The sequence below is a fragment of the Collimonas sp. GW821-FHT07E08 genome, from assembly GCF_059418905.1.
On record NZ_JBWKQR010000064.1, the window covers coordinates 1 to 566 of the forward strand.

The 566-nt window shown below is 51.6% G+C and carries 1 pseudogene; it reads right to left on the bottom strand.

Going from position 1 to position 566, the window contains the following annotated elements:
- Window positions 1-566: pseudogene (locus AC07RZ_RS24175) on the bottom strand (type IV secretion protein Rhs); the annotation flags it as partial.

The window sequence follows — 566 nt, forward strand, 5'->3', positions numbered from 1 at the left end:
ATTGGATCAGACTGCACATAACGTCCCTGCTGCGGATCATAATCTCGATTGATGTTGTAGAAGTTGTTGGTCTCTTTATCGTACACCTGGCCCGGGAAGCGCTGGTTGTACGTAAATGCGCCCAGACTGCTCGGATTCTCGTCCGGAGGTTGCAACCCAAACGGATCTGTACTGTCCCAGCGCCACACCATCTGGTTGTCCGTCGCCTGCGTGATCACCCGTGGTGTATTGATGTGATCCGCATAGACATAATAAACATTGGTCGCCGTGGCCTGGCTTGTTCCTGTACCTGTGATTGTTTGCTTCAGCACTGATACCGGTAAGTCACCCAGATAGACCGTCTCTTCGATTGCCTGTTGATTGGCATCGTACTCACCAATCAAATGACCTTGCTCGTCATATACATAGCTGTTGCTGCCCGTGGCGACGATACTTGCCGGTCCCTGCTTCTGTACCCGTTGCTCAATGCCATTATGGGTGTAGGTGACAGTATTTCCTGCGTTCGTTGCACTGACCATCCGTCCACGATCGCTATAGGTATAACTGATGGTGCCGTCACTGGTCAG